This is a genomic window from Pseudooceanicola sp. (assembly GCF_029213205.1).
Classification (GTDB): domain Bacteria; phylum Pseudomonadota; class Alphaproteobacteria; order Rhodobacterales; family Rhodobacteraceae; genus Pseudooceanicola.
The window spans coordinates 153,920-178,142 of sequence record NZ_JARGNH010000006.1; the positions used below are offsets into that span (position 1 = coordinate 153,920).

At 65.0% G+C, this 24,223-nt stretch carries 23 protein-coding genes and 1 riboswitch; of the genes, 12 read left to right on the top strand and 11 right to left on the bottom strand.

All coding sequences use genetic code 11. The features are described from left to right. Positions 1 to 174 precede the first annotated feature (174 nt). On the top strand, positions 175 to 1,146 hold the full coding sequence (locus P1U48_RS07285; protein ID WP_301068277.1) for an NADPH:quinone oxidoreductase family protein: 972 nt from the start codon (positions 175 to 177) through the stop codon (positions 1,144 to 1,146). Between the two features lie 128 nt (positions 1,147 to 1,274). On the opposite strand, the gene P1U48_RS07290 is transcribed toward P1U48_RS07285, so the two are convergent. The 4 genes from P1U48_RS07290 to P1U48_RS07305 all read right to left on the bottom strand — a co-directional run bounded on the left by P1U48_RS07290 (position 1,275) and on the right by P1U48_RS07305 (position 6,286). Beyond that, entirely contained in the window at positions 1,275 to 2,093 is an 819-nt protein-coding gene (locus P1U48_RS07290; protein WP_301068278.1) for an IclR family transcriptional regulator, read from the bottom strand. 81 nt (positions 2,094 to 2,174) lie between these two features. Further along, positions 2,175 to 3,857 carry a long-chain-fatty-acid--CoA ligase gene (locus P1U48_RS07295; RefSeq protein WP_301068279.1) on the bottom strand — a complete coding sequence of 561 codons (1,683 nt, stop codon included), beginning with the start codon at positions 3,855 to 3,857 and terminating at the stop codon, positions 2,175 to 2,177. Continuing rightward, the gene (locus P1U48_RS07300; RefSeq protein ID WP_301068280.1) at positions 3,858 to 4,643 is read right to left on the bottom strand and encodes an SDR family oxidoreductase; all 786 of its coding nucleotides are present in this window, start codon (positions 4,641 to 4,643) and stop codon (positions 3,858 to 3,860) included. It lies immediately after the preceding gene. Positions 4,644 to 4,723: 80 nt separating this feature from the next. Next, positions 4,724 to 6,286 carry a class I adenylate-forming enzyme family protein gene (locus tag P1U48_RS07305; RefSeq protein WP_301068281.1) on the bottom strand — a complete coding sequence of 521 codons (1,563 nt, stop codon included), beginning with the start codon at positions 6,284 to 6,286 and terminating at the stop codon, positions 4,724 to 4,726. Between the two features lie 182 nt (positions 6,287 to 6,468). On the opposite strand from P1U48_RS07305, the gene P1U48_RS07310 reads away from it, so the two are divergent. Further along, positions 6,469 to 7,689: an acyl-CoA dehydrogenase family protein gene (locus P1U48_RS07310; protein WP_301068282.1), complete on the top strand. Its 1,221-nt coding sequence runs from the start codon at positions 6,469 to 6,471 to the stop codon at positions 7,687 to 7,689. Positions 7,690 to 7,693: 4 nt separating this feature from the next. Further along, complete coding sequence (locus P1U48_RS07315) at positions 7,694 to 8,449, top strand: glucose 1-dehydrogenase (RefSeq protein ID WP_301068283.1); 756 nt, start codon at positions 7,694 to 7,696, stop codon at positions 8,447 to 8,449. A 169-nt stretch (positions 8,450 to 8,618) separates the two neighbouring features. Here the strand turns inward: P1U48_RS07315 and P1U48_RS07320 are convergent, their stop codons facing one another. Next, positions 8,619 to 10,043 (bottom strand): carboxylesterase family protein, encoded by a 1,425-nt coding sequence (locus P1U48_RS07320; RefSeq protein WP_301068284.1) that lies wholly within the window; start codon positions 10,041 to 10,043, stop codon positions 8,619 to 8,621. A 180-nt stretch (positions 10,044 to 10,223) separates the two neighbouring features. Next, positions 10,224 to 11,255 (bottom strand): uroporphyrinogen decarboxylase, encoded by a 1,032-nt coding sequence (hemE, locus tag P1U48_RS07325; protein WP_301068285.1) that lies wholly within the window; start codon positions 11,253 to 11,255, stop codon positions 10,224 to 10,226. Positions 11,256 to 11,355: 100 nt separating this feature from the next. Between hemE and hemC the strand changes: the two genes are divergently transcribed. The 3 genes from hemC to rpe all read left to right on the top strand — a co-directional run bounded on the left by hemC (position 11,356) and on the right by rpe (position 14,253). Beyond that, entirely contained in the window at positions 11,356 to 12,300 is a 945-nt protein-coding gene (gene hemC / locus P1U48_RS07330) for a hydroxymethylbilane synthase (RefSeq protein WP_301068286.1), read from the top strand. A 167-nt stretch (positions 12,301 to 12,467) separates the two neighbouring features. After that, positions 12,468 to 13,406, top strand: coding sequence for a class 1 fructose-bisphosphatase (locus tag P1U48_RS07335; RefSeq protein ID WP_301068287.1), 939 nt, complete (start codon positions 12,468 to 12,470; stop codon positions 13,404 to 13,406). Positions 13,407 to 13,566: 160 nt separating this feature from the next. Next, positions 13,567 to 14,253: a ribulose-phosphate 3-epimerase gene (rpe, locus tag P1U48_RS07340; RefSeq protein WP_301068288.1), complete on the top strand. Its 687-nt coding sequence runs from the start codon at positions 13,567 to 13,569 to the stop codon at positions 14,251 to 14,253. Between the two features lie 66 nt (positions 14,254 to 14,319). Here the strand turns inward: rpe and P1U48_RS07345 are convergent, their stop codons facing one another. Then, the gene (locus tag P1U48_RS07345; protein WP_301068289.1) at positions 14,320 to 15,690 is read right to left on the bottom strand and encodes an L-serine ammonia-lyase; all 1,371 of its coding nucleotides are present in this window, start codon (positions 15,688 to 15,690) and stop codon (positions 14,320 to 14,322) included. A gap of 193 nt (positions 15,691 to 15,883) precedes the next feature. Between P1U48_RS07345 and P1U48_RS07350 the strand changes: the two genes are divergently transcribed. Further along, positions 15,884 to 16,594, top strand: coding sequence for a response regulator (locus P1U48_RS07350; RefSeq protein WP_301068290.1), 711 nt, complete (start codon positions 15,884 to 15,886; stop codon positions 16,592 to 16,594). Positions 16,595 to 16,619: 25 nt separating this feature from the next. Here P1U48_RS07350 and P1U48_RS07355 read toward each other — a convergent pair whose 3' ends face one another. Continuing rightward, the gene (locus tag P1U48_RS07355) at positions 16,620 to 17,726 is read right to left on the bottom strand and encodes a class II histone deacetylase (protein ID WP_301068291.1); all 1,107 of its coding nucleotides are present in this window, start codon (positions 17,724 to 17,726) and stop codon (positions 16,620 to 16,622) included. Positions 17,727 to 17,802: 76 nt separating this feature from the next. Here P1U48_RS07355 and P1U48_RS07360 point away from each other — a divergent pair, with 76 nt between their 5' ends. Then, positions 17,803 to 18,069: a DUF167 domain-containing protein gene (locus P1U48_RS07360; RefSeq protein WP_301068292.1), complete on the top strand. Its 267-nt coding sequence runs from the start codon at positions 17,803 to 17,805 to the stop codon at positions 18,067 to 18,069. A 43-nt stretch (positions 18,070 to 18,112) separates the two neighbouring features. On the opposite strand, the gene P1U48_RS07365 is transcribed toward P1U48_RS07360, so the two are convergent. Further along, complete coding sequence (locus P1U48_RS07365) at positions 18,113 to 18,373, bottom strand: hypothetical protein (protein ID WP_301068305.1); 261 nt, start codon at positions 18,371 to 18,373, stop codon at positions 18,113 to 18,115. 111 nt (positions 18,374 to 18,484) lie between these two features. On the opposite strand from P1U48_RS07365, the gene P1U48_RS07370 reads away from it, so the two are divergent. From P1U48_RS07370 to P1U48_RS07380, 3 genes are all read left to right on the top strand, one after another. Then, the gene (locus P1U48_RS07370) at positions 18,485 to 19,198 is read left to right on the top strand and encodes a M48 family metallopeptidase (RefSeq protein ID WP_301068293.1); all 714 of its coding nucleotides are present in this window, start codon (positions 18,485 to 18,487) and stop codon (positions 19,196 to 19,198) included. Between the two features lie 88 nt (positions 19,199 to 19,286). Beyond that, positions 19,287 to 19,565: a DUF6455 family protein gene (locus P1U48_RS07375; RefSeq protein WP_301068294.1), complete on the top strand. Its 279-nt coding sequence runs from the start codon at positions 19,287 to 19,289 to the stop codon at positions 19,563 to 19,565. Positions 19,566 to 19,575: 10 nt separating this feature from the next. Further along, complete coding sequence (locus P1U48_RS07380; protein ID WP_301068295.1) at positions 19,576 to 19,824, top strand: DUF6455 family protein; 249 nt, start codon at positions 19,576 to 19,578, stop codon at positions 19,822 to 19,824. Between the two features lie 179 nt (positions 19,825 to 20,003). On the opposite strand, the gene P1U48_RS07385 is transcribed toward P1U48_RS07380, so the two are convergent. Together P1U48_RS07385 and rimO are read right to left on the bottom strand one after the other, a co-directional pair. Continuing rightward, on the bottom strand, positions 20,004 to 20,438 hold the full coding sequence (locus tag P1U48_RS07385; protein ID WP_301068296.1) for a 6,7-dimethyl-8-ribityllumazine synthase: 435 nt from the start codon (positions 20,436 to 20,438) through the stop codon (positions 20,004 to 20,006). Positions 20,439 to 20,513: 75 nt separating this feature from the next. Beyond that, a riboswitch (FMN riboswitch) is annotated at positions 20,514 to 20,662 on the bottom strand. 71 nt (positions 20,663 to 20,733) lie between these two features. Next, entirely contained in the window at positions 20,734 to 22,104 is a 1,371-nt protein-coding gene (gene rimO / locus P1U48_RS07390; RefSeq protein ID WP_301068297.1) for a 30S ribosomal protein S12 methylthiotransferase RimO, read from the bottom strand. Between the two features lie 113 nt (positions 22,105 to 22,217). Between rimO and P1U48_RS07395 the strand changes: the two genes are divergently transcribed. Continuing rightward, positions 22,218 to 24,173, top strand: coding sequence for an AsmA family protein (locus P1U48_RS07395; RefSeq protein ID WP_301068298.1), 1,956 nt, complete (start codon positions 22,218 to 22,220; stop codon positions 24,171 to 24,173). Positions 24,174 to 24,223 lie beyond the last annotated feature (50 nt).

The following is a 24,223-nucleotide window of genomic DNA, read 5'->3' on the forward strand; positions in this document are numbered from 1 at the left end:
AAATTTGTAGCGCGGCGGCGCGATTGGTGAAAGCTATTTTCGTAGAGAACGGCCCTTGCTGCATTGCGGCATGTCAAGTGACGGAAAAGCCAAGGCAAAGAGGCGGTTTTTGCTGGCTTTGGGCGCCCGGATTTCTATGGTTGCCGCAACCCAAGGAAACCAGGAGGATGCCCGGTGAAAGCCATTGTCTGCAACGAATTCGGTCCGCTGAAAGATCTGGAATACAAGGACTTGCCTGACCCGGTCGCCGGGCCCGGCGAGGTTCTGATCAAGGTCGAGGCGGCGGGGGTGAATTACCCCGACGGGTTGTTGGTGCAGGGCAAGTATCAGGTCCGCCCGGACCGCCCCTTTGTTCCCGGCAGCGAGGTCGCCGGTGAAATCGTGGCGCTGGGCAGCGGCGTGAGCGACCGGGCAATCGGCCAGCGGGTGGTCGGCCATACCGTGCGCAATGGCTACGTCAGCATGGCGGCGGTCCCCGCCAATGCCTCCTTTCTGCTGCCCGAGGGCGCCGATGCCGCTGAGGCCTGCGCATTGATCATCGCCTATGGCACCTCGCATCACGCGTTGAAACAGCGTGCCAATCTGCAACCGGGCGAAACCCTGGTGGTGTTCGGCGCGGCCGGGGCCACCGGCGTGGCGGCGGTGCAGATCGGCAAGCTGATGGGCGCCAAGGTGATTGCCGTGGTGTCCTCGCCGGAAAAGGCCGATATCGCCAGGGAATGCGGCGCCGATCACGTCATCGGCTATGACAACCTCAAGAACGAGGTCAAGGCGCTGACCGGCGGCAAGGGTGCCGATGTCTGTTACGATGTGGTCGGTGGCGAGGCCTTCAACGCTGCCAGCCGATTCATGGCGCGCAACGGCCGGCTGCTGATCATCGGCTTTGCCAGCGGCGAGATCCCGAAATTCCCGGTGAACCTGGCTTTGGTCAAGGAATATGCCGTGGTCGGCGTGTTTTGGGGCAATTTCGCCCGCGAAGAACCGGCGGTCTATCAGGCCAATATGGACGAGTTGCTGGCCTGGTTCGGGCGCCGCGACATCAAGCCGGTGGTCGCTGGGCGCTTTCCGCTGAAAGACGCGGCTGCGGTGCTGGACAAGGTGCTGAACCGGGGCGGGGTTGGCAAATTCGCGCTGATCCCGGAGTGATCGGCGGCTGACCGGGCGAAAAGGACGAGGGGGCTGTCTGCCCCCTCTTGCGGGTCTGCGTCCCGCAATTCACCCCCGAGGATATTTTGGACCAGAGGAAGCGCGGGTCAGCTGCGCGATCCGGCCGGTCAATAGCCGACGCGGCTGATCGTTTCCACCAGTTCCACCAGCTTGGGCCCGAGTTCGTTTTCCAGCCGTTCCTTTGACAGCGACGTCGAATTGCCGCCGAGGTTGAAGGCCAGCATTGGCGTGTCGGGCTGCTGCGACCGATAGGGGACCGAGACCGCGTGCACATCCTTTTGCCATTCACCGAAATTGGCGTGAAAACCCCGGCTGGCGATCTGTTCGCGGGCCCGGGCGATGCCGTCGAGCACCTTGTTCAGCTGATCGGCGGGGGTGCGGTCGCGGACCCGGGCGAGGATCTCGTTGCGCTCGGCCTCGGTGGTGCCGGCGATATAGGCGCGGCCAATCGACGAGCGCACCAGCGAAATCCGGCTGCCGACATCGAGCTGCAGTGAAAACACCCCGATCGAGCGGGCACAGGCGAGATAGGTCATCGACAAATTGTCGCGCCCGCCAAGTGCCACCAGCACCCCGTCGCCGCATTCATCGGCCAGTTTTTGCATGTAGATCTGGGCGGTTTCACGCACATGCAGCCCGGCCAGGCAGGCATAGCCCAGCGACAGCACCGGCACGCCCATCCGGTAGCGGCCGGTGTTTTCGTCATAGATCAGATAGCCTGATTTCAGCAAGGTGAAGGTCAGCCGCGACACGGTGGAGTTGGGCAGGCCGGTGCGTTCAGCCAGGTCGGAATTGCCCAGCCCAGCACGGTCGTTGGGGTTGAAGGCGCGCAGGATTTCAAGGCCGCGGTGCAGGGCGGTCACGAATTGGCGGTCATTGCCACCATGGGCGCGGTCGATCGCGACCGCTGTCAGTCTCTTGCGCAAGGGTTTGTCTCCAGGTTCGGCAGAGCCGAGGCTTGGGTGCCGGTTCGGCGCTGTGTTCGGGGGGGCGTCCAGGGCATCGGATCAGCCGCTCGCCCGGGTCGCCACGGCCTCGGCAGCAGCGGAATCGGTCAGGTCGCGCCATTGCACCTTGCCGGCACCGCTGCGCGGCAGGGCATCGGTGAAAATGATGGTGCGCGGGCATTTGTAGGCGGCCATCTGATCGTGGCACCAGGCGATGATCGCCGCCTCGCTGAGCCCGGTCGCGCCGTGGCGGGGCACCACATAGGCGCGCACGGTTTCGCCGCGGCGCGGGTCGGGGGCGCCGATCACGCAGGCCTCGGCGATGTCCGGGTGATGGTGCATCAGGGCCTCGACCTCGGCCGGCCAGACCTTGAACCCGGCGGCGTTGATCATCCGCTTCACCCGGTCGGTCATGTAGAAATAGCCATCCCCGTCATAGCGGCCAATATCGCCGCTGCGCAGGAAGCGCTGGCCGTCGAGCTCGATGAACGCCGCCTCGGTGGCCTCGGGGTTGCGCCAATAGCCGGTCATCACCTGCGGCGCACGGATCACGATCTCGCCGGGCTGATCGGGGCCCAGCTCGACCAGGCTGTCGAGGTCGATCACCCGTGCGTCGACGTCAAACAGCGGGATGCCGAGGCATTGCTTGCGCGGCGCATGGGCGTGATTCAGATGGGTGACACCGATGGTTTCGGACATGCCATACCCTTCGAGCACCTCAAGCCCGGTGCTGTCCCTGAGCCGCTGCGCCACCGCCTCCGGCATCGCCGCGCCACCGGCACCGATCAGCCTGAGGCTGCTGAGGTCATAGCTGTCAAAATCGGGTGCGTTCATCAGGTCGAGCAGCATGGTGGTGATCGAGCGGAACAGGGTGATCCGCTGTTGGCCAATCAGCCGCGCTGCCAGGTCGCGGTCCCAGCGCGTCATCATCACGCTGGTGGCACCGGTCAAGATCGGGGTATTCATGCCGTTCTGCATGCCGGTGACGTGAAAGAACGGCAGCACCGAGAGGGTGATCTCGTCATCCGTATAGGGGGTGAAATGGGCATAGCCATGGATCACCGCCTGCACATTGCGATGCGGATGCATGCAGCCCTTGGGCTGGCCGGTGGTGCCGGAGGAATAGAGCAGCACCGCCAGATCATCGGCGGTTGCCAGATGTTCGCCGGGACGGTGCTCGGCGTTGAGCGCGTCGCGCCAGCGGGTGAGGCCGGGTCCGACAATATCAGCGTCGGTCTGCTCCTGTAGCCCGGCGGGCAGATCGGCGCGGCCCTCGGGCGCGGCCATATCGGCATAGGCGGCAACCAGCAGCTGGTCGAGGTTGCCCGAGGGCAGCAGCGGGCACAGCGAGTCGAGCAGTTCCGAGCCGACCAAGGCGATCCGGGCGCCAGTGTCGCTGGCCAGATGCGTGAGCTCGGCCGCGCGATACATCGGGTTGATCGGCACCACCACCGCATCGGCCCGCAGGATGGCGTAATAGCCGATCACCCATTGCGGGCAGTTCTGCATGTCGATCAGCACCCGGTCGCCACGCTGCAGCCCCTGGGCCTGCAGCCAGCCGGCGATCCGTTCAACATCCGCCAGCAGGGCACCGTAGCTGATTCGCGCGCCGTAATAGATCAGCGCGGTCTTGTCCGGCAGGCGCGCCGCCGTGGCGATCAGGTTGCGGGCAACCGACCGTTCGGGCACCTCAATGTGCCGCGGCACCCCGGGAGGCCACTGATTGAGATGCAGGTCTGACATTCACACCTTCATACCAGGCAGGTTGAGCGAGGCGGTGTTGCCGCCATCGACCGGCAAAGCCTGCCCGGTGATATAAGAGGCATCGTCGGAGGCCAGGAAACAGACCGCTGCGGCGATCTCTTCGGGGCGGCCATAGCGGCGCAGTTCGCAACGCGAGCCGAGCTTGTGTTCCTTGTCGTTCTCGCGGGCGTGGTCAAAGACGCGCTGGGTCATGCCGGTTTCGATCAGCCCGGGGCAGACGGCGTTGACCCGCACTCCGAAGCCGCCCAGATCGCAGGCGGCGGTCTGGGTCAGGCTGATCACCCCGGCCTTGGAGGCGGAATAGGCATTGCCACCGGCGCCGGAGCGGATCCCGGCAACCGAGGCGGTGTTGACGATGGCGCCCGAGCCCTGATCGGCCATCACCTTGCCCGCGTGTTTGATGAAATGCGCGACGCCAAACAGGTTCACGCCAAAGACGAACTTCCAGTCTTCCATGTCATTGTCGGTGATCGGCTGATAGCCGCGCGACACCCCGGCATTGTTGGCCACCGCATCCAGACGGCCCCATTTGCCGACCACTGCCTGAACGCAGGCCGCGACCTGGGCCTCGTCGCTGACATCGCAGGCATGGATCATGGTTTCACCATGGCCGCCGATCTCGCCGGGGCGGGCAGCGTGCAACGCGGCCTCGTCCCGGTCCACCAGACAGACCTTGGCGCCCTCGGCGGCCAGCCGGGCCGCAATGGCCCGCCCGATGCCGCTGGCCGCGCCGGTCACGATTGCCACTTTGCCGTCAAATCTCATAAAGCATCCTCCGATACGCATGTTTGCACGAAACGGCATACCGTTCAACAGGATCGGAAATTATTTCCGCGATGCGGATTTCAGGTGGCGGCGTTTTTGTTGTACTCGTCACGCAGCTCTCGCTTGAGGATCTTGCCGATTTCGGACCTTGGCATGTCCTCGCGGAAGACAACCTTGCTGATCCGCTGAGTCTTGCCCAACTGGGCGTTGCACCATTCGCGGATGGCCTCGGGATCGGCATCCGGCCGTTTCGGCACGACCAGCGCCAGCGGGGTTTCGCCCCATTCGCGGCTAGGAACGGCGATCACGGCGACATCGCCAACATCCTCGTGCTTGCGTAACACCTGTTCCAGATCGCTGGCATAGATGTTGAAGCCACCCGAGATGATCATGTCCTTCTTGCGGTCCAGCAGAAGTAGGAACCCGTCCTCATCCATTCGGCCCATATCGCCGGTGCGGATCCAGACCTTGCCATCGGAATCCACCCAGGTTGCTTCGGAGGTCTTGTCGGGCACCTTGTGATACCCGGGCATCATCGAAACGCCACGCCCGACGATTTCGCCGAATTCGGTGACCGGGATCTCGTTGCCGTCATCGTCGATCATCTTGACTTCACAACCAGGGTTCAGCTGGCCAACCGTATCCCATTTGGTGGGGTTTGCCGCGCAATCCAGGGAAAACGAGGCGCCACCTTCGGTTTGGCCATAGCTTTCCTTGATGTTGCCGGGCCAGCGTTTCATCACCTGCTCGATCAACACCCCGGGCAGGGGCGCCGAGGTCGACATTTTGCAGACATAGGAGCTGAGGTCGTAGTTGTCGAAATCCGGCTCGTCCATCAGGCGCATGTATTGCACCGGCACCAGAACCGCATGGGTGACGCGGTATTTCTCGCTCAACCGCAGGAATTCCTTGGTCTTGAACCGCGACATGATCACCACCGTGGCGCCCATCGTGGCCGCCGACAGCGTGGTGACAAGTGTGGTGTTGGAATAGAGCGGCGTCGACATCAGGTGGATGGTGTTTTCATCCATGCCAGTGCGCCGCGCCCGCACCATCTGGCGCGAGCGGAACCGATGATCATGCACGATCCCCTTGGGCGATCCGGTGGTGCCGGAGGAATAGATCATGTTGAACAGGTGGTCCGGTTTCACATCCGCTGGTGGCACCGGTGCAGCATCGCCGATCCAGCTGTCGAAATCAGCCATGGAAATCACCCGGTCCGCGCCCAAACGCTTGCCGGTTTCCAGAAATTGCGGCGACGAAAACAGGATCAAGGGGGCAGAGTTTTCCACCATCTTGACCAGTGAGTCCTCGGTCGCGGAAAACGGCAGCGGCACCATGCAGCCACCAGCGTGCAGAACCCCGAAATAGAGCGCAAGGTAATCCGGCGAATTTTCGGACAGCCCGGCGATCATCACATCCGGGCCGATCCCATCGGCCTGCAACCGGCTGGCGATCCGGGCGACCCTGTCCGCGAAATACTCCCAGGACCAGGAAGTGTCGGTCTCTTCACAGATCACCGCGGCTTTCTGCGGGGCGATCTTGGCTGCGGTCTGAACCAACTCGCCGAAATTGGTAAGGTCATCGCCCTCGGGCGATATGGGCAGGATTTTACCTTGGTGTGTGCGCAGGCCATCTTCCATGAATTCGATTCCTCTATCGACGTCAGTAATATCGCGGTCAGGTCTGTTGTCCGAATACCGGAGCCAACATTAGCGGCCAATATGACGAGGTCAATATTCCGCTCATCGGAATACTTTTCCACAGCGTTGACACTTCCCCACGCTCCGTGTCACCTAACTGCAACCGGAGGAGGACGACAGAAATGTACGATTATTTTCCCATATCTGATAAAGCCAAGAAGATGCGTGAGCAGCTGCTCCGTTTCATGGATGATCACATCTATCCCGCTGAAAAAGTCTATAAGGCACAAGTAGAAGAAGGTGACCGCTGGGAAGAACCGGCGATCATGAAAGAACTGAAGGCCAAGGGCAAAGAATCGGGTCTTTGGAACATGTTCCTGCCGCATGACGCGGGCGAGTTCAAAGGCGCCGGCCTGACCAATCTGGAATACGGCACCCTGTGCGAAATCATGGGCCGCTCCTCGATCGGTTCCGAACCGTTCAACTGCTCGGCACCCGACACCGGCAACATGGAAACCCTGTTCCTGTTCGCCGACGAAGAGAACAAGAAACGCTGGCTGACCCCGTTGCTGAACGGCGAGATCCGCTCGTGCTTCTCGATGACCGAACCGACGGTCGCCTCCTCGGATGCCACCAATATCGAAACCTCGATCAAACGCGATGGCGACGACTATGTGATCCAGGGCACCAAATGGTGGTCCTCGGGCGCGATGGACAAGCGCTGCAAGATCGCGATCGTGATGGGCAAGACCGACCCGGACGCGCCCAAGCACAAGCAGCAATCGATGATCCTGGTGCCGTTCGACACCCCCGGCGTCAAGGTCAAGCGGCACCTCTCGGTGATTGGGTATGACCACGCACCGCACGGCCATGCCGAGGTGCATTACGACAACGTCCGGGTGCCGGCGAACAACCTGATGCTGGGCGAAGGCCGTGGCTTTGAAATCGCGCAGGCACGGCTTGGACCGGGCCGGATTCACCACGCCATGCGCTCGGTCGGTCAGGCGGAACGCGCGCTGCAGATGATGTGCGAACGCGGCATGGAACGTCAGGCCTTTGGCAAGAAGATCGCCGAAATGGGGATCAACCGTCACTGGATCGCCGAAAGCCGGATGGAAATCGAGCAGGCCCGCCTGCTGGTGCTGCACGCCGCCTATATGATGGACACGGTCGGCAACAAGGTCGCACGCAAAGAGATCGCGATGATCAAGGTCGTGGCCGCCAATCTGGTCCAGCGCGTCGTTGATCGTGCCATGCAGGTGCATGGCGCGATGGGCGTCAGCCAGGACAGCACTTTGGCCGCCGCGTTCGCCAACGCGCGCACCATGCGCCTGGTGGACGGCCCGGACGAGGTGCATCGCGACACCATCGCCAAGCTCGAACTGAAACAATATCGGAACTGAACAGATGTTTGATCTGAAAGGTAAAGTGGCGATTGTCACGGGCTCGTCCCGTGGCATCGGCCGCGCCATCGCCGAGATGTATGCCGAGGCCGGCGCCAAGGTGGTTATCTCTTCCCGCAAAATGGACGCCTGTCAGGCGGTCGTGGATGCCATCACCGCCAAGGGCGGTGAGGCCATCGCCATCCCCTGTCATATCGGCGACACCGAGGCGCTGCAGAATCTGGTGGATTCGACGATCAAGCATTGGGGCCAGATCGATATTCTGGTGCCGAATGCGGCGATCAACCCGGTCTACGGCCCGCTGCAGGACCTCGACGACGCGGTGTTCGACAAGATGCTGATCACCAACGTTCGGGTGGTCAATACGCTGTGCAAGATGGTGCTGCCCGGCATGGCCAAACATGGCGGTGGATCGGTCGTGGTGATCTCGTCAGTGGCGGCGATCAAGGGCTCGACGATGCTCGGCGCTTACGGCGTGACCAAGGCGGCGGATGCGGCGCTGGTGCGCTCGCTGGCGCTGGAATGGGGGCCCAGCAATATCCGGGTCAACGCCATCGGACCGGGGCTGATCAAGACCGATTTTGCCCGCGCCCTCTGGGAAGACCCGGCGCGGATCGAGCGGATCAACAACGCCAACCCGCTGCGCCGGATGGGCATGCCCGAAGAAATCGCCGGCACCGCCCTGTGGCTGGCAACGCCACTGGCGGGCTATGTCACCGGCCAGCTGATCATTGCTGACGGTGGCCAAAGCTTCGCCTGATCGCGGGCCGTTTGAAATCGAACAGGGGCGCCCGCACCGGCGCCCCTGTTCTTTTTTCTGGCGGTAAGACCCCGGCGGCTGTCTCCCGCTTCCTCTGGTCGAAAATATCCTCGGGGGGTGGCGCGCCGCAGGCGCGCCAGTGGGGGGCAGACAGCCCCCCTTTGCGAGATCAGTCGCCGAACACCCGCAGGTCCGCGCCCCAGCCCGGATCGCCGTCGCGCATGAACTGGATCAGTGCCGCCTCGGTCTCAGCCGCGACCGCTCTGGCGCCAACCGGATCGGTCAGGGCCACTGGCACCTTGTCGATGTCATGCAGCCCATAGACGAAACTTTCGTCCGAACCATGGGTGGCGCCGAGCCAGTCATGCGGCGGCTTCGGCGCCCAGGCGAATTCATAGACCCAGGCACGGCCGCCCCCGGCGCGCTGGGCGGCGGCATTGGCGGCGGTGGCGCGGCGGTAGATGCGATCGGTCAGAAAATCCTCTTCCTTGGCCTGCCAGTCGGCGCCGGGCATCGCGGCGTTCCAGCGCGCCAGCTCGGTCTCCACCGCCGAATCGCCGTCGAACCGGGCGATGGTCTGGCGGAACCGGGCCTCGTCCACAGTGCCCATCCGCCCGGTCGCATACCAGAGCCGGGCCTCGTGCCGGGTGCGGCCCAGCACCAGCGGACAATCCTTGAGCGCGCCGTCGCGCAGCGCCTGTTCCGGGTGGCGCGGCAGGGTGGTGCCATCCTGAACAATCCCCAGGGTCTTGCCACCGGGCATCGAGCGCTCGGCGAGGTTCACCGCCACCACCTCGGCCTGGTGCCGCAGGATATCCTCGGCGCTGAGCGCCGCCAGCCCGGCCTCGTCGCCGGGTGCGACTCCGGCGCGGGTCAGGAAGTCCGCCGCAATCTCGGCGGCGCGCTCGGGCGATTGGATGCGGGTGGCATAGCCGGACAGCAGCCAGCATTTGTCGAACAATGTCGGCCCGTCCGCAGTGCCGAACAGGGCGGCGGCGGTGAATCCGCCCGAGGACATGCCGGCCAGGGTCACATTCTGCGGATCGCCGCCAAAGGCCTCGATATTGGCGCGCACCCAGCGCAGTGCCGCCGCGAGGTCGAGCATCGAGCGGTTGCTCTGGTCTAGCCCCGGAAAGTGCTCGGCCAGATGCAGAAAGCCAAGCGCACCGGTGCGCACATTCGGGCGCACCAGCACCACGTCATTGGCCGAGGCGAAGGCGGCACCGTTGAAATGGCCGACATTGGCGGATCCGGTGGCAAAGCCGCCGCCGAACAGATGCACGATCACCGGGCGGCGTTTGCCATCGGCGGCGGGGGTCCAGAGATTGAGGTTCAGGCAATCCTCGCCATAGCTCTGCGGCGCCCGGTGGATCGACCAGTCGGTGACCGGTGGCGGGTCCTGGATCGGCGCGTTGCCATAGGCGGTGGCGTTGATCTCGCCGCCCGGCGCCAGTGGCTCGGGCGGGCGGAAGCGCAGCGTGCCGAGCGGCGGTGCGGCATAGGGAATCCCGAGAAAGGCCAGAGCCCGGTGCTGATCCTGGCCCTGTTCAATCCCGTGATACAGGGCCTGTGGTGCTGTTACCTTGGCTGTCATTGCGCGTCCTCCTGTCGGCAGCCTAGCGCGGCGGGCGGGGCGGGGGAATGTGTGACGGGCGCAAGGATGTGAAAGTTGCGCCGCCCCCTGGCATCGCGGGGGGGGGCCGTGCACGGGCATCGAGCCCTGTCGCGGCAGGGCCTCCGGCAGCGGTCGTTTCAACCAGAAGACGCTGCGGAATCAGGCGCTGCGCAGGCTGTCGATCATCAATTGCACATTGTCGGGGTTGGCATCCGGGGTGATGCCATGGCCGAGGTTGAAGATATGCGGCCCCTTGGCAAAGGCCTGTTTGATCCGCCGGGTCTCGTCGATCAGGGCCTGACCGCCGCTGACCATATGGCCGGGCGCCAGATTGCCCTGCACGCAGCCGTCGATCTGCACATGGGCCGCGGCCCAATCGGCATCGACGGAATTGTCGATCGCGACGCAATCGGCGCCGCTGGCCTGGTGGAAGCCGATATATTTCTCACCCGCCTCGCGCGGAAAGGCGATCACCGGCAGCCCGGGATGGCGGGCTTTCAGTTCGCTGATGATCCGTTTGGTCGGCGCCGTCGCATAGGCGTCGAAATCGGCGCCCTGCAGCGATCCGGCCCAGCTGTCGAACAGCTTGACCACCTCGGCCCCGGCACTGACCTGGGCCGAGAGATATTCGATGGTGGCCTCGGTGATCCGGTCCAGCAGCGCCTCGAACAGCGCCCGGTTTTCGGAGATCAGCGCATGCGCCGGGGCCTGATCCGGGGTGCCGCGCCCGGCGATCATATAGGTTGCCACGGTCCAGGGCGCCCCGGCAAAGCCGATCAGCGTGGTCTCGCGTGGCAAGGCACCGGTCAGGATACGCAGGGTTTCATAGATCGGGTTCAGGGTCTCATGGATATCGGCGGCCGGGCCAAGCCGGCTGAAATCGACCTCAGAGGTGATGGTCGACAGGCGCGGGCCTTCGCCGGTGACGAACCAGAGGTCGGCGCCAAGCGCCTGTGGCACCAGCAGGATGTCGGCAAAGAGGATGGCGGCGTCAAAGCCGAAGCGGCGGATCGGCTGCAGCGTCACCTCGGCGGCGAGCTCGGGGTTGTAGCACAGCGACAGGAAATCCCCGGCCTTGGCGCGGGTGGCGCGGTATTCGGGCAGATAGCGGCCGGCCTGGCGCATCATCCAGATCGGCGGCACTGGCAGGCGTTCCCCGGCCAGGGCGCGCAGGAGGGTCTTTTGGGTCATTGCGGTTCCTTCCTCAGCGGCCAGAGGTCGCCGGGGCGGCGCGGGATGTCAAGCGTGCAGCGACTTGTCAGCAGATAGCGCCGCGATTAGGAACCTCTGCATGACACGCACTCGTCCGTCCCCCGCCGCGCCCCTGCGCATCGGCACCCGTGGTTCGCCGCTGGCGCTGGCCCAGGCACATGAGACCCGTGACCGGCTGATGCAGGCCCATGATCTGCCGATCGAGGCCTTTGAGATCAGCGTGATCCAGACCACCGGTGACCGGGTCCAGGACCGGGCCCTGCGCGAGATCGGCGGCAAGGGGCTGTTCACCCGGGAGATCGAGCAGGAGTTGCTGCTGAGCGGCATCGACATCGCGGTGCATTCGATGAAGGACATGCCGGTGCTGCAACCGCAGGGGCTGATCCTGGATTGCTATCTGCCGCGCGAGGATGCGCGCGATGCCTTTGTCTCGTTTCAACCCGGCGGGATTGCCGCGGTGCCGGTGGGCGCGCGGATCGGCACATCGTCGCTGCGGCGTGGCGCGCAGATGCGGCTGCGCCGCCCGGACGTCGAAATCGTGGAATTCCGCGGCAATGTGCAGACCCGGTTGCGCAAGTTGAACGCGGGGGTGGCGCATGGCACTTTCCTTGCCATGGCCGGGCTGATCCGACTTGGGCGGACGGATGTTCCCGCGGTCGGGTTGGCGGTGGAGGAGATGCTGCCGGCAGTGGCCCAGGGCGCGATCGGCATTGAGCGGCGCGCTGACGACAGCCGGATGGCGGCGCTGCTGGAGCCGATCCATGACCGCGCCACCGCCGAACAACTGGCGGCAGAGCGCGCCTTTCTGGCCACGCTGGATGGGTCCTGCGAAACCCCGATTGCCGGGCTGGCCGACGTCACGGGCGGGGTTCTGCGCCTGCGCGGCCAGATTCTGCGCCCCGATGGCTCCGAAGTACTGGAGGACGCGGCCAGCGCCCCGGTCGCGGATGGCGCCGCCCTGGGTGAGGATATGGCGCGACGTTTGCTGGCGCGGGCGGGGTCTGGATTCTTCGACTGGCGGTGAGGGCGGCTGGCCCCGGGGGCTGAGGCGGGAACAGCGCGCTGCGGTAGCCTTGGGCATCGCTTTCATCGGGCGCGCGAATGCCGATCCCGGATCAATCCTGGCAGGCCAGCCTGTTCCGTTCATCGGCTTTGTGGAGTAGGAAGTCGGAAAATCAACCGGAGACTATTATGCACGCCATCGCCTCTGACCATATCCCGGAGCGGCTTTTCCCCGTGATCGATGCGCTCTGCGCCACTGGCATCGGGGTTGCGGGGATCATCGCGCGCGGCCCGCTGGGGCAGTCGCTGCACCATGGGGTCGGCGAAAACACCGGCGGCGATCAGCAAAAAGCACTGGATGTCATCGCTGACGAGGCGTTCGAACAGGCGCTGGGCCCGGCCGGGGTGCGCTATTACGCCAGCGAGGAACAAGAGGGGGTGCTGACCCTGGGCGAGGGGCCGTTTGCCCTGGCCATCGATCCGCTCGATGGATCGTCGAATATCGATGTGAATGTGTCGATCGGCACAATCTTCTCGGTGTTCGAGGCCAAGGACGGGGCCGAGGAAAGCTTTCTGCGCCCGGCCTCCGAGCAGATCGCGGCGGGCTATATCATCTATGGGCCGCAGACCGGGCTGGCGGTGACCTTTGGCCAGGGTACGCTGATGTTCGTGCTGGACCCGGAAACCCAGGTGTTCGAACTGGCCGAGGAGGCGATGGCGATTCCCGAAGCGGCCAAGGAATATTCGATCAATGCCGGTTATCGGCGACATTGGCCGGGCTGGGTGAAAAGCTTTGTCGAGGAATGTGAGGCTGGGGTCGAGGGACCGCGCGGCCGCGATTATTCGTTCCGTTGGGTGGCGTCTCTGGTCGCCGAGACCCATCGGATTCTGACCCGTGGTGGCACCTTTCTCTATGCCGGCGATGCCCGTCCGGCCTATGCCAAGGGGCGGCTCAGGATGGTCTACGAGGTTGCGCCGATGGCGATGCTGATCGAACAGGCCGGCGGGCTGGCCACCGATGGCAAGACCCCGATCCTGGAGCTGACGGCAGAGTCCCTGCATGGCAAGGCGCCCTTTGTCTTTGGCTGCCGCGACGAGGTCACGCGGGTGGCAGAGCTGCACGGCTGAATTGGTCGTCTTGGCACGGGCCGGGGGAAAATTCTTCGGCGAAGAATTTTGATAAGAGTTTTCGTCGAAAACTCTTGCCCCTTGCCGGGCGTGGGCGCGGCAGGCTTGGCATGACAGCTGTGACGCGCCATATCGAAGCAAAGCACAAGGGAATCATCGCATGAGTGTTGATCGCCGCATAAAGATCGCCCCGTCGATCCTCTCGGCAGATTTTGCCGATTTCGGACGCGAGATAGAGGCCATCGAGGCCGAGGGCGCCGATTGGATCCATGTCGATGTGATGGACGGGCATTTCGTGCCGAACCTGACCTTTGGCCCACCGGCGGTGAAGGCGTTTCGCCGCCATGTGAAGACGGTGATGGATGTGCATCTGATGATCGCACCGGTCGATCCCTACATTGCGGCTTTCGCCGATGCCGGCGCCGATATCCTGACCGCCCATGTCGAGGCCGGGCCACATATCCACCGCACCCTGCAGGCGATTCGCGGCGCTGGGATGAAGGCGGGGGTGGCGCTGAACCCCGGCACCCCGGCCGAGGCGGTGGCGCCGTTGCTGGAGAACTGCGATCTGGTTTGCGTGATGACGGTGAACCCCGGCTTCGGCGGTCAGAGCTTTATCGACATGACCGGCAAGATTCGCCAGCTGCGCCAGATGATCGGCGACCGGCCGGTGCATATCGAGGTCGATGGCGGTGTCACCCCTGAGACCGCGCCCAAGGTGGTGGCGGCCGGGGCGGATGTGCTGGTGGCCGGGTCGGCGGTGTTCAAGGGCGGATCGGTGGCAGAGCCCGGCGTTTATGGCGACAATATCCGGGCGATCCGGCTGTCCTGCGACACGTTGGTCTGAGGCTGTGGCCCTGACGGGCCGCCCGAGACAGTTGGAACCAGAAGACGCGGGGACAGCTGCGGGCTATCAGCAGTTCGGCACATTGACGGCAAGGCCGCCAAGGGCGGTTTCCTTGTATTTCTCATGCATGTCGGCGCCGACCTGGCGCATGGTCTCGATCGCCGCATCAAGTGGCACCAGGTGGCTGCCGTCGCCGCGCAGGGCCAGCGAGGCGGCGGAGATCGCCTTGATCGCGCCGAGGCCGTTGCGTTCGATGCAAGGCACCTGCACCAACCCCTTGATCGGGTCGCAGGTCATCCCGAGATGATGTTCCAGCGCGATTTCCGCGGCGTTTTCAATTTGCGCCGGGCTGCCGCCCAGAACCGCGCAGAGCCCGGCGGCGGCCATCGCGGCGGCGGTGCCGACCTCGGCCTGACATCCGGCCTCGGCACCGGAGATCGAGGCGTTGAACTTCACCAGCCCGCCAATCGCTGCGGCGGTGAGGAAGAAATCCGGAAGCCGCGCGGGCGCGGCACCGGGGACATGGCTCAGCCAGTAACGGATCACCGCCGGCACCACCCCGGCGGCGCCATTGGTCGGGGCGGTGACCACCTGACCGCCGGCGGCGTTTTCCTCGTTCACCGCCATCGCATAGGCCGCGACCCAGTCGTTGATCTCATGCGGGGCGGCGAGGTTGGTGCCGCGTTCGGCCAGCAGCGCGTCATGAATCGCCTGGGCGCGGCGGCGCACGTTCAGCCCGCCGGGCAGGGTGCCGCCGGTGGTCAAGCCACGGGTCATGCAAGCCGCCATCACCTCCCAGATCCGGGCGATGCCGGGGGCCAGCGCGCCGCTGCCGCGCGCCGCCTCATTCGCGGCTTTCATCGCGGCGATGGATTTGCCCGAGGTTCGGGCCATTGCCAGCATTTCGGCAGCGGTCTTGAACGGAAACGGCACCGGCGCGCCTTCGTCGGCGGGCTTGCCCGCCAGCATCTCGGCCTCGCTCATCACAAAGCCGCCGCCGATGGAATAGTAACGCCGTTGCAGAATACGATCGCCCTGGGCGTCATGTGCCGACAGGCTGAGGCCATTGGCATGCAGCGGCAGCGGCTGGTCGTAGTCGAATACCAGATCCTGTGCGGGGTCGAAGACCAGCGCATTGAGGCCGGGCGGGGTGACGCGGCCGCTGGCGCGGATCGTCGCCAGGGCGGTTTCGGCAGCCCCGGCCTCATAGGTGTCGGGGTTAAATCCGGCGAGGCCGAGGATCACTGCCCGGTCGGTGGCATGGCCGATGCCGGTGAAGGCCAGCGACCCGTGCAACGCCGCGCTGAGGCGATGGGCGCGAAACGGTGCGGCGCGCAGGTCGTCAAGGAATCTGGCGGCGGCCAGCATCGGGCCCATCGTATGCGAGGACGAGGGGCCGATGCCGATCTTGAAGATGTCGAATACCGACAGGAACATGCGGCCTCCGGGCGCGGGTTCCGCCAGGCTAGCGCCATCGGGCGGCCGTGTCACAGGCGTTCACGACTCTTTTCGGGACGTCGACGGCGCCCTGGGGCCGGGCGTTGACCCGGCCAATATTAACCGCGCGTTAGGGCTGTCTGGCTAGCGTTTCCCGAAAGGCCACGGGAATCGCAATCGGGAAGGCACCGCCATGGAAACCGCGCAAAAACTGCATCAGGCACCGAGTGCCGATCGGCCCTTGCTGGGGCTGACAGTTCTGGTGGTCGAGGACAGCCGCTTTGCGTCGGAGGCGATGCGGCTGCTGTGCCTGCGCTCGGGCGCGCGGATCCGGCGGGCGGATTGCCTGCGCTCGGCGCACCGACACTTGCAGGTCTATCGCCCCTCAGTGGTCATCGTCGATCTGGGGCTGCCGGATGGGTCGGGCGCCGATCTGATCACCGAGCTGACCAGCGCCATGCCGCGGGTCTCGGTGGTGCTGGGGCTGAGCGGCGATGACGGCGCCAAGGCGCGGGCCCTGGGCGCCGGGGCCGATGGCTTTATCGCCAAGCCGGTGGAAAGCCTGGCGCAGTTTCATACGGCGCTGCTGCGCCACCTGCCGCCGGACCGGCAGGTGGCGCAGCAGCGCCCGGTGACGCAGGATATGGTGCACCCGGACCGGATCGCCTTTCGCGACGACATGGCGCATCTGGCCGAGGTGTTGAGCAAAAACCTGGAGGACACTACGCTGGATTATTTGGCGCAGTTCCTCGGTGGGCTGGCGCGCAGTGCGCGGGATCAGGAATTGATCTCGGCGGCGGTGGCCCTGGCGATGTCGCGCAAGGAGGGCCGTGCCACCCGTTCCGACGTCGCCCGGATCGCCGGGCTGGTGCAGGAGCGGCTGACAGACCGGGCGGCGATCTAGGCGCTGCCGCCTGGCCGGTCGTCCTTCAGCCCAGCAGCACCGGCGCCATCTCGTCGATCAGCCCGCTAATGAACCGGTCAAAGGCGGCATTCGGTTGCCGTTGCCGCAGGGTGTCGCGCATCGGGTCCGGGGCTTGCGATTTGGCTCCGGCCAGGGCCGCGATGGCGGCATGGCCGCAGAACGGCACATAGGCCTCGGAATAGCCGCCCTCATGCACCAGAACCAGCTTGCCAGCGCAATGTTTCTCTGCCGATTGCTTCAGCTTGTGGGTCATCTCGGCATAGGTTTCCGCAGTGCAGAGCATCCGCGCCAGCGGGTCAAAGGCGCCCGCGTCAAAGCCGCAGGCGACCACGATCAGGTCGGGCCGATAGGCGTCGAGCGCGGGCAGCACGATCCGGTCGATGACTTCGAGATAGCCGACATGGCCGACACCCGGCGGCAGCGGCACGTTGATGTTATAGCCCGCGCCAGCGTCCCGGCCCCGGTCGCCAACATCGCCGGTGTCGAGAGGATAGTTCTTTTCCTGATGGATCGAGATCGTCAGCACGTCGTCGCGGTCGTAAAAAATCGCCTCGGTGCCATTGCCATGGTGCACATCCCAATCGAGAACGGCGACGCGCGGCGCCAGGCCGTCGGCCTTGGCGGCCTCGATGCCGATGGCGATATTGTTCAGCAGGCAGAATCCGTTTGGCCAATCCGGCAGGCAATGGTGGCCCGGTGGCCGCGACAGGGCATAGGCGTTTTGCCTCTCACCGCGCAGCACCGCGTCGATGGCGGCGCGGGTCAGCCCGGCCGACAGGGTGGCGATTTCATAGCCGCCCTGGGCAAAGGGGGTGCGCAGCCCCAATTCGCCGCCGCCCGCATCCGACATCGCCTTGAACTGGTCGAGATAGCTGGCCGGGTGCACCCGAAGCAGATCTTCTCGCGTCGCCGCCGGGGCGCTGCGGCTGTCGAGCTCGCCCATCAGCCCGGTCACATCCATCAGGTTCTTCAGCCGCCGCTTGGTCTCCGGGCTTTCCGGAAGGCCACCGGCGGCCAGCGGCTGCACCAGCCCGCCGAGCGGCAGGGTCAGGGCATAATTGCCGCCCGCGTGCCAGAAACACAGTTCATCCCAGAAAAACCCGGTTGACATGGCGCGGCTCTCCTTGCCCATTCGCATGGACAAGAGTGAACAGGACCGCACCTGGTAACGCAAGAGCCGGAGCACGATGGCCAAGCATCCCGATCTTACTGACCTGGCCCGTCCGGGGGCCGAAATCACCGTGCGTGTTACCCCGCGTGCCAGCCGCAATGTGGTGCAGCGCGACGGCGATCAGGTCAGCGTCCGGGTCACCACGGTGCCGGAAGACGGCAAGGCCAACGCGGCGGTGCGCAAGTTGCTGGCCAAGGCGCTGGGCCTTGCGCCAACCCGGCTGCAGCTGCTGCGCGGCCAGACCGCGCGCGACAAGACTTTTCGTATCGACGACGACGCCTAGATCGGCTTGCGGCGGTCAGCCCCGGCCATTCAACCGCGGCCATTCAACCCAGGCTGCTCGGCCCGGTCTCGGTCTTTGGTGCAAAGCTATAGCTGCCCTCGGGCAGATTCAGCGCCGCCGCCAGGTCGCGCAGCTGGGCCATCGATAGGGTGATGCGCTGCATGCTGTCGGTGCGTGGCTCATATTGCTCGACGGTGACGCATTCGGCAAAGGCATTGACGACCACGTCTTCGGACAGCGGCGTTTCGCCGTCGTCGAGAAGGGTGATCACAGTGCAGTCGAAATCGTGCTCGATGGTGAACATGGCGTCAGTGATAGGCCAGCTCATGCGGCTTGCCTAGGGGGCAGGTCGGCACATATGGAATCTGTGGCGCAGGCTGCTTAGACATGGGGAACGCAACGGAGGGCAGGGGCGATGATTGCACGGCTGTTGGTGACATTGGCAGCGGCGCTGGCGCTGGCTGGCTGTGCCAGTACCGGCCCCGGCCCGGCCCCCGCATCGCCGCGCCAGGTTGAAAGAGCCGGCATGACCGAGGCCGAGGCGGAAACCGCCGCCCGCCGCTTTGTCTCGGTGGTCCGCACGGTCGAGCCGGTGGCCGAACGCGAATGCCGCGCCCGGGCGCCGGGGCTGAATTGCGATTACCTGATCGTCGTCGATGACCGCCCCGATCAGCCCGCCAACGCCTTTCAGTCGCGCGATTCCTCGGGGCGTCCGGTGATCGCCTTTACGCTGGCGCTGATCGCCGACATCGTCAATGCCGATGAGCTGGCCTTTGTGATGAGCCATGAGGCGGCGCATCACATCCGCAACCACCTTGACCGGCAGCGGATGAATGCGACGGCCGGGGCACAATTGCTGGGCGGCCTGGCCTCGATTGCCGGGGCCGGCATGGCCGGGGTCGAGCTGGCCGCGCAGATCGGCGCCACCGTCGGCGCGCGCAGCTATTCCAAGGAGTTCGAGCTTGAGGCGGATGCGCTGGGCGCCAGGATCGCCCAGGCCGCTGGCTATGACGCGCTGCGCGGGGCGCTCTATTTCTCGCGAATCGCTGATCCGGGCGATCAGTTCCTCGGCACCCATCCGCCGAATGCCGACCGGCTGGACACGGTGCGCCGGGCGCTGGAGGGTTAACAGCCGCCTGCTGAGGGACACAATTTGATCGAAATCAAGGACCATGCGGGCGCCAGCCTTTAGGTTTGCCGGTGAATGCAGTGAGGCAATGATGCAACCGCTTGGTAATCTCAGTCGCCATCTTCACCTGGTCAAACGCATGGCCCGCGCCACCGGCACGGCGCTCGATACCTCGGTGCAGGACGGCCAGCTGAGCATTTCCGACTGGGCGGATGCCATCACCCGATGCCGGGGCTGCGCCCGTGTTGCTGAATGCGAGAATTGGTTGTCGGAAGCGGAATTGTCGCTGTCGGGTCCGCGCCCGGCGCCTCTGGCCTGCGAAAACCGGGACCTGTTCCGGTCGCTTGCCCCCTTGGCCGCAGAGTGAGGCCCGAGAGATGAGCTTTTCGGATAAACTCGACCGCGCGAACGACTTGTTCAATGGCATGGCCGACCGGCTTGGCGTCGATATGGCCAGCCGGGTCAGCAACGATCCTGAAAGCATCTATGCCTATCGCAACGCGGTGATCCGTTGTTCCGGCTGTGAGAATCCCGAAGCCTGCCAGGGTTGGCAGGTCGAACACCCAACCGCGCGCGAGGCCCCCAGCTATTGCCGGAACCGCGACGCGCTGCGGGCAATGAAATAAGTCCGGATTTGCTGGACAGAGTCAGACGCGGCGCGTGGCTGGGGAGCACACGAGCCGAGAGGGGCGTCTGACCGGTCCGTGCAAAAAGCGCCGGTGCGGGATTACCCCTGCACCGGCGCTATTGTTTTTGCGACCAGGTGAGCCCGGTTTCTGGGTGAGCCCGGTTTTCTGGCCGGATATCAAGCCGCCAGTCTGGCCCGGGTCTGGCCGATCATCAGCGCGGCAGCGGCGGCTTCGCGGCCTTTTTCAACAAAATGACTGCGATAAATCGAATTGTGATGTTCGGTGTCCTGATAGTGGTGTGGTGTCAGCGCGATCGACAGCACCGGCACCCCGGTGTCCATCGCCGCCCGCATCAGCCCCTCGACCACCGCCTGCGCCACGAAATCATGGCGATAGATGCCGCCATCGACGACAAAGGCCGCCGCCGCCACGGCGCCATAGCGTCCTGACTCGGCGAGGTCACGGGCCAACAGCGGCAGCTCGAAAGCGCCGGGCACGTCAAAGACATCGACCTGGTCGGCCGGGATCATTTCGCAGAACCCGGCCAGGGCCTGGTCAACGATATCCGCATGCCAATTGGCCTTGAGAAAGGCATATCGGGTGTGTGTCATGGGTATCTCCTTTGCGTAACAGACACGTCACCCAAGGCGATTACGGGCCGGGCAGGCGCGGCTGCGCCGCTGCGGCTCCGTTCTCTTTCATCCGGACTGTGACCGTCGGCCCAGGCTTTTCACCTGGTCTGCTGACCCCCGGCATCTGGCCGGGGCGCTCGCGGGCTTACGGGTCGCGCCCGCATACCGCCGGTGGGGAATTGCGCCCCGCCCTGAGAACCCGATGATGGTGCATCGGGCCGGTGGCGGGTGCAAGGGCGACTGGCCCCGGTAATGGAAACGCAGGTCGCAGAGGTCAGACCAGCCGCCCCCAAAGGTCATATTCGCCAGCCTCATCGACCTCGACCGTGACGATATCGCCGGGTTTCAGCGCCTCGAATCCGGTGTCGATGAACAGGTTGCCATCGATTTCCGGGGCGTCGGCCTTGGTGCGGCAGGTGGCGGCGTCTTCGTCGACCTCATCGACGATCACTTCGATCCGGCTGCCGACCTTGGCGGCAAGCTTGGCCTCGGAAATCGCCTGGGCTTTTTCCATGAACCGGTTCCAGCGGTCCTGTTTCACCTCGTCGGCAACGTGATCGGGCAGGGCGTTGGAGCGGGCCCCGGCGACATTTTCGTATTGAAAACAGCCGACACGGTCGAGCTGCGCCTCGTCCATCCAGTCCAGAAGCGTCTGAAACTCTGCCTCTGTCTCGCCCGGATAGCCGACGATGAAGGTCGAACGCAGGGTGATATCTGGGCAGATGTCGCGCCAGGCGGTGATTTCATCCAGGGTTTTGGCCGCCGCCGCCGGGCGCGCCATGCGTTTCAGCACATCCGGGTGGGCATGCTGGAACGGGATGTCGAGATAGGGCAGCACCAGCCCATCCGCCATCAGCGGGATCAGGTTGCGCACATGCGGATAGGGATAGACGTAGTGCAGACGGACCCAGGCCCCGAGCGCGCCAAGGTCACGGGCCAGATCGGTGATATGGGCGCGGTGACCGCGCTCCTCGGCATGTTTGATGTCGACGCCATAGGCCGAGGTGTCCTGACTGATCACCAACAGCTCACGCACGCCTGCCGAAACCAGTTTTTCCGCCTCGCGCAGCACCGCATGGGCGGGGCGCGATTGCAGGCGGCCGCGCATGTCGGGGATGATGCAGAACTTGCACTTGTGGTTACAGCCCTCGGAGATCTTGAGGTAACTGTAGTGGCGCGGGGTCAGCGAGACGCCGGAGGCGGGCAGCAGATCGACAAAGGGATCGGGGGACGGCGGCACCGCCAGATGCACCGCGTCCAGCACCTGTTCGTATTGATGCGGCCCGGTCACCGCCAGCACCTTGGGATGGGCGCCGGTGATGAATTCGGGCTCGGCACCGAGGCAGCCCGTGACGATCACCCGACCATTGGCCGACATTGCCTCGCCGATCGCGTCAAGGCTTTCGGCCTTGGCGCTGTCGAGAAAGCCGCAGGTGTTCACGATCACCGCATCGGCACCCGCGTAGTCGGGCGAGATCGCATAGCCTTCGGCGCGCAGCCTCGTGAGGATGCGTTCAGAATCGACCAGCGCCTTGGGGCAGCCCAGCGACACCATGCCGATGGCGGGTTGACCGGGACGGCCTGTGTCCGCGAGGCGGGCTGCCGGGGCAATGTCGGGGCGCAGGTTGGGTGGGTTCTGACTCATCCCCGCCCTATATCGCGGATTAGGGCGTTGGCAAACGGGGACGTGAAGGCGCCAGTGCTTGTCAGCGCCGCCACCGACGTTATCCTGATCAAAACGAGCAGATTGGAAAACTCATGCGGATCATTCGCAGACTTGCGCTGGCAATATTCGCCGTGGTCGTGGTGGCTGTCGGGGCATTGTTCTTTTTGCCCGGTGAGCGGATCGCGCAGATTGCCGCCGACCAGATCGAGGCGCGCACTGGGCGCGCGGTGCTGTTTTCGGGCGAGACCGAAGTCACCTGGTGGCCGGTGCTGGGGGTGCGCACCGGCGCGGTGCAGGTCGCCAATGCCGATTGGTCGAAGAACGGGCCGATGTTCCGGGCCGAGGCGCTGACCATCGGGGTTGACGCAAGCGCGCTGATCTCGGGCAATATCCGGGTCAAGGAAGTGCTGGCGACCAAGCCCGAGATCCTGCTGGAACGCAGCGCCGATGGCCGCGCCAACTGGCAGATCGGCAGCGCGAAACCCGATGAAAAAAGTGGTGCAGAGCCCGCGCCCGAGCCGGAGGCCGAGTCAGAGGCCCAGGCGTTTCAACTGGACCGTGCCCGGATCACCGGCGCGGCGCTGCATCTGATCGACGCGCAGTCGGGCACAAGGCAAAGCTTTGACAATGTGGACATTTCTCTGGACTGGCCAGAGGCCTCGGGGCCGGTTGACCTGAAACTGGTGCTGCGTCCTGCCGGGCAGGATGTGCAGGTCGACGGGCAAATCTCCGATGTCACGGCGCTGATCGCGGGCGAGGTCTCGGGGGTGACGATGCAGGCCACGACCGGTGGCGGCACGCTCAGCTTTGCCGGTCGGGCCGGCAGCGCGCCCGAAGCACAGGGCCAGATCACGGCGGATCTGAGCGACAGCGCGGCCTTTCTGGCGGCGCTGGGTGTGGCCGGGGTAGAGGTCCCAAAGGGGCTGGGCCAGCAGGCCAAGTTCAGCGGCGATGTTACCCTGACCCGCGAATCGAAATTGTCTCTGCGCGACGCCAAGGCGGCGCTGGATGGCAATCAGCTGACCCTGGCGGCGGATGCGACGCTGTCGGGCAAGCCAGTGGTAAAGGCGCAGATCGTCGCCGGGGCGCTGGACCTGTCCGGGCTGTCGTCGGGCGGCACGGCCGCCTCTGGCGACGCGGCCGCGGCACCGGGCTGGTCGACCGCGCCGATCGACGCCTCGGCCTTGGGGCTGTTTGACGGCGAAATCTCGCTCAGCGCCGAAAGCCTGAAAGTCGCCGACCTTTCCTTTGGCAAGCTGGGGCTGGTGACCACGGTTGAGCGGTCGCGCGCGGTCACGGTGATCCGCGAGGCCTCGGGCTTTGGTGGCGGGCTGACCGGGCAGGTGGTGGTCAACAACCGGGCCGGCCTGTCGACGGCGGGCGAGTTGAGCGCGGAAAATGTCGACCTGCAGCAATTGCTGAGCGAGCTGGCCGGGATCGACCGGTTCACCGGCACTGGCGGTGCCCGGCTGAAATTCCTGGCCTCGGGCCCGTCGATGGCGGCGCTGATGAATTCGCTCTCCGGTGACGGCGACCTGCAGACCGGGCGCGGCACCATCAAGGGCATTGATCTGGACAAGCTGTTCCGCACCGGTCTGGGCACTGGCGGCACCACGATCTTTGACAAGATCAGCGCGACGTTTACCATCGCTGACGGCGATCTCGTCAACCGGGATCTGGCGATGGCGCTGGCCTCGATCACCGCCAGCGGCGATGGCCGGATCGGGCTGGGCAAGCAGGATATCGACTACCTGTTCACCCCGATCTCGCTCAAGGCGCGGGACGGGCGCGGCATCGCGGTGCCGGTGCGGATCAAGGGACCCTGGGCCTCGCCACAGATTCTGCCGGATCTGGAAAAAGCGATTGATCTGAACCTGGCCGATGAAAAGAAGGCGCTTGAGGACAAGGCGCGCGCCAAGATCGACGAGAATCTGTCAGACAAGCTGGGCGTTGAAAAGCAGGAAGGCGAAAGCACCGAGGACGCGCTGAAGCGCAAGGCCGAGGAAGAGGTGCTCAAGGGGCTGGGCAAATTGCTCGGCGGCAACTAAAGCGTCCCGCCTTTAACCTGCGACATATCCGGCAGCAGTGAAGTAATTCC